4 protein-coding genes are annotated in these 4,122 nt (G+C 72.0%); 1 reads left to right on the forward strand and 3 read right to left on the reverse strand.

The window, feature by feature from the left end; all coding sequences use genetic code 11:
• The 3 genes from dpgB to HUX53_RS27195 form a co-directional block, all read right to left on the reverse strand.
• A partial coding sequence (gene dpgB / locus HUX53_RS27185; RefSeq protein WP_309237462.1) for an enoyl-CoA-hydratase DpgB occupies window positions 1–397 on the reverse strand: 397 nt, incomplete at its 3' end.
• A gap of 11 nt (window positions 398–408) precedes the next feature.
• Window positions 409–1,545, reverse strand: a complete 1,137-nt coding sequence (gene dpgA / locus HUX53_RS27190) for a 3,5-dihydroxyphenylacetyl-CoA synthase DpgA (RefSeq protein WP_309237463.1) — start codon at window positions 1,543–1,545, stop codon at window positions 409–411.
• 113 nt (window positions 1,546–1,658) lie between these two features.
• Complete coding sequence (locus HUX53_RS27195; protein ID WP_176406063.1) at window positions 1,659–3,242, reverse strand: MBL fold metallo-hydrolase; 1,584 nt, start codon at window positions 3,240–3,242, stop codon at window positions 1,659–1,661.
• A gap of 234 nt (window positions 3,243–3,476) precedes the next feature.
• Between HUX53_RS27195 and HUX53_RS27200 the strand changes: the two genes are divergently transcribed.
• A partial coding sequence (locus HUX53_RS27200; RefSeq protein ID WP_176406064.1) for an alpha/beta fold hydrolase occupies window positions 3,477–4,122 on the forward strand: 646 nt, incomplete at its 3' end.

Raw genomic sequence — 4,122 nt, forward strand, 5'->3', positions numbered from 1 at the left:
CGGCGCCCGCGCCGTGCCGCGCCAGCCGGTAGAGCGCCAGCCCGGGCCAGGCCGCCCCGGCCCGGACGGGCGGGACGAGCCGGACGGCGGGGGTGGCGATGCGGTGGTCGGTGGCGAGCAGCGCGTCCAGGGCGGGCCCGCCGCAGTCGCCGTCGAGGACGGCGATCGTGAGGGCGGGCAGCCGTTCCAGCCGGCGCAGCGCGCGTTCCCATTTGCTGACGAGCCCGACCGTCAGCCCGTCCGGCGCGCGGTCGCCGGGCGCGCCGGACGCCCGGACGACGACCAGGCCGTCCCCGGCGCCGTCCTCGACGGCGTCGCAGATGGCGGTGACCGCGGCGACGGCCTCGGGTGTCAGTGGTTCCCGCCCGTCGATCGTCAGGGCGTGCGTGTCCGTCATCCGGCCCTCCGTCACCACTGCACCAGTGCCGTTTCGATGGTCGAGCCGGGTCCCATGGTCATCAGGACGCCGAGGTCGCCGGCGGTGACCGCGCCTTCGCGGAGCAGCCGCTCGTAGGAGAACAGGAACGAGCCGCTCGACAGGTTCCCGTAGTCGCGCAGGACGCCGCTGGTGTGGCGCAGGTCGTGCCGGGTGAGGCGCAGGTTCACCCGGACGGCGTCGATGACCTTCTTGCCGCCGGAGTGCACCAGCCAGTGCGCGATGTCGCTGCGGCGCAGGCCGGCGCCGGACAGCAGCCGGTCCACGACCTGTTCGGCGTTCGCGCCGACGACGTAGGGGACGTCCGGGTCGAGGTAGAAGCTGAACTTTCCCTGCGCGTCATCCCAGTCGTAGCGCATCGCGCCGATCGCGTCGGTGATGAGGTGGCTGGCGAACCCGAGCACGCGGGCCCCGCCGGCGGCGTCCGGCATCCCCGGCTCGTCGCCCCCGGGCGGGGCGGTGACGAGCGCGACGGCCGCGGCGCCGTCGCCGAACAGGCTGTTCACGACGGCGGTGCGCATGGTGCCGTCGATGACGTAGGCGGCCGAGCAGGCTTCGGCGCACACCATGACGGCGACCTTGCCGGGGTTGGCGGCGCTCCACCCGGCGGTGGCGTTCAGCGCGTTCAGCCCGGCGTTGCAGCCCATCCCGACGACGTCGACGCGGCCGACGCCGGTCGGCAGGCCCATGTCGCGGACGAGGTAGGCGCTCAGCCCGGGGCTGAGGAACCCGGTCGTGGTGACGCAGCACAGGTAGCCGATGTCGGCGCGGCTCAGGCCGGCGTCCTTCAGGCACGCGTCCACGGCCCCGGCGCCCATGTCGACGGCGTGCCGCCGGTGCTTGGCGAGCAGGTCGCCCTGCGCTTCGGGGACGCGGCCGCCGCCGGCGTCGCGCGGCGGGAGCACGAGGTGGCGCCGCTCGATCGCGCTGTTGAGGAAGACGGAGCGGACGCGCGGGTCGGTGATGGCGAGCGTGTCGAGGATCTCGTGCTGGGTGTAGGAGTCGCCGGTGGTCGCCGTGCCGACGCCCACGATCGTGGTGGCACGGGCCGTCGCGGCGGGCGCGGTCCCGGCGGGGCCGCCCGCCGGCGCCGGCGCGGTGATGGTCACCGGAACGTCCACCCCCACATGCGGGGCTTGCTGCGGATCAGGGGTACTGCGGTCGACATGGGGTCACTCCCGCCTTCCGAAGGTGATGGGCCGTCGCCTGCGCGGGGCCGCCGCTACCAGCGCCACTCCTGCTGCCCGAACAGGTGACCGGCGGGGATCCCGCGGTCCTTGCACCAGGTCATGAACTCGTCGATCTGCTTGAGCTGGTAGGTGTCCTCGGTGTAGGTCGTCGCCATGACGTGGCCGAGCCACGGCTCCTCCCCCATCGCGTACACGTACGCCTCGCCGGCGCCGAGTTCGGTCATGATGGCGGCGGCCTGCTCGGCGTTGGAGCCGGACAGCTTGCGCGAGTCGCTCATCTTCTTGGTGACCGGGACGGTGAGCAGCGCCTGGTACAGCCACGTCAGCGGGGCGCCGTCGCACTCCATGCCGAGGAACGCCAGGTCGGCGGTGCCGAGGTGCCGCTTGACGTACCGGTAGAGGGCGGGGTCGATGCCGGAGGAGTCGGCGCCGATGAAGACGTTCTTGCCGGCGACCTCCGCCCAGTAGGTCGACTTGGCGCGGATGTCGAGGTCGCAGTGCTCGCCGAGGAACGGCGTGGCGGTGACCTTGCCGCCGGGGAACTCGACCTCGTCGAAGTCGTCGACCTCGGTGACGGGGAAGCCCAGGTGGCGGAGCATGAGCGCCATGGACGGGTCGCAGAGGTTGCCGCGGGACGAGCGCGGCACCACGATCGTCCCGACCCGGCCGCGCAGCTGCAGCAGCGTCTCCAGGACGATGTGGTCCTGGTGCCCGTGGGTGATGAGGACCAGGTCGATGTAGTCGGGCAGGTCGTCCAGGGTGTAGCGGTCGCCTGCGGTGCTGTCGGCGCTGATGAACGGGTCGGTGACGATCGCGGCCTGCGGGGTCTGCAGGACCAGGCAGGCGTGCCCGAAGTAGCGGATACGGCCGCCGGCGTCGATGTGGCGGTCCGGGGCGAGGCTGGGCCGGGTGTCGAGCATGGTCGCGAGGTGCGCGGCCTGCGCGTCGTCGAGTTCGAGGGCGTCCCGCAGGTGGGCGAGCGTCGTCCCGTGCACGCGGGCCTTGAACAGTTCCTCCAGGCCGGGGTGGCGGAACGGGATGGCGAGTTCGAGGACGTCCGGCGACGGCAGCCGCGGCGTGCTCAGGATGAACGGGCGCTCGACGCCGGTCTCGAAGGACAGCTGCACCGACTGCCGCGACTCCTGGTAGACGTCGCTGGTGTAGACGAGCGGCTCCATGAACCGCAGCTGCGCCTGGTTGTCGGTGTCGTAGGCCAGCTCGACGAAGCCGCCGAGCTCCGGCGGCAGCTTCGGGTAGAGCGGGGTCAGGTCGAAGCCGGTGGCGTTGGCGCGCAGCAGTTCCTGGCCGGCGGCGACGGCCGCGGCGAAGTCCAGGACGTGCGCGCGGTCCCGCTTGATCGCGTCGAGGAGGTCGCGGACCTCGCCGGCGCGCTCCTCGGGGACGTTGATGAAGTAGCCGCCGCGCAGTTCCGGGTTGTTGCTGGCCGCGACGTGCACCTGCGGCGACTGCAGATAGGACTCCAGGAGCGGCACCTGGAGGAAGGCGAGGTTCATCGCCGACTGCACCGGCGCGACCGTGTGCGGCCACGCGAAGAATCTGTCCTGCAGCGGCTCGACAATGACCTTTGACTTCAGGAACAACTGCTCATCGGCCATCGCAGACCTACCTCCAAATGGGTAACAGACGAATCGGCGGCGGGCTGTCGCACCATACTCCGCGCTTTCCGGTGGCGGCAGCGGTGTTTAACCTTGCGGAGCGGTGTTCAACTGCACCCCCACGGCAGTTGAACACCGTCCGGTGAACGGCCGGCGACCGCCGGGCAACGCGCCCGGTAGAGTCAATCTTTCCGGTATTGATCGGTCGCGTGGTGCGGTGACATGGTGCAGTTCATGCCATTCGTTGAAAGCAACGGCATGCGGATTTCCTATCAGCGCCGCGGCCGCGGCGAGCCCGTTCTCCTGATCATGGGGTCGTCCGCGGCCGGACATGTGTGGACCATGCACCAGACACCGGCGCTGAACAGGGCGGGATTCGAGACGGTCACGTTCGACAACCGCGGCGTGCCGCCGTCGGACGCGCCCGCCGGCGACTACGCCCTCGCCGATCTGGTCGCCGACACGGCGGGCCTGATCGAGGGGCTGGGGCTCGGCCCGTGCCATCTGGTCGGCGCGTCGATGGGCGCGATGATCGCGCAGGAGCTGGCCCTCGCCCGCCCCGGGCTGGTGCGGTCGGCGGTGCTGCTCGCGACGCGGGCGCGGTCGGACGCGCTGCGCCGCGCCCAGTCGGCCGCCGACCGGGAGCTGCGGGACGCCGGGGTCCGGCTGCCGCCCGAGTACCTGGCCACCAGGACGGTCATGGAGATGCTGTCGCCGGTGACGCTGAACGACGACGCGGCCGTCGCGACGTGGCTGGAGGTCTTCGCGCTGTCCGGTGGCGGCACAGCCCCCGGGCAGCCGGCCGCGGTCGAGGCGCTCGCCGACCGGCGCGCGGCGCTGCGCGGGGGGCCGTCTATTATACACATCGGACGCTACCGAG

The organism is Actinomadura sp. BRA 177, from assembly GCF_013372625.1.
Taxonomy (GTDB): domain Bacteria; phylum Actinomycetota; class Actinomycetes; order Streptosporangiales; family Streptosporangiaceae; genus Spirillospora.

Excerpts from the sequence above, each read along its gene's own strand:
- HUX53_RS27195 (WP_176406063.1), bottom strand. The coding sequence starts at position 3,242 with ATGGCCGATGAGCAGTTGTTCCTGAAGTCAAAGGTCATTGTCGAGCCG.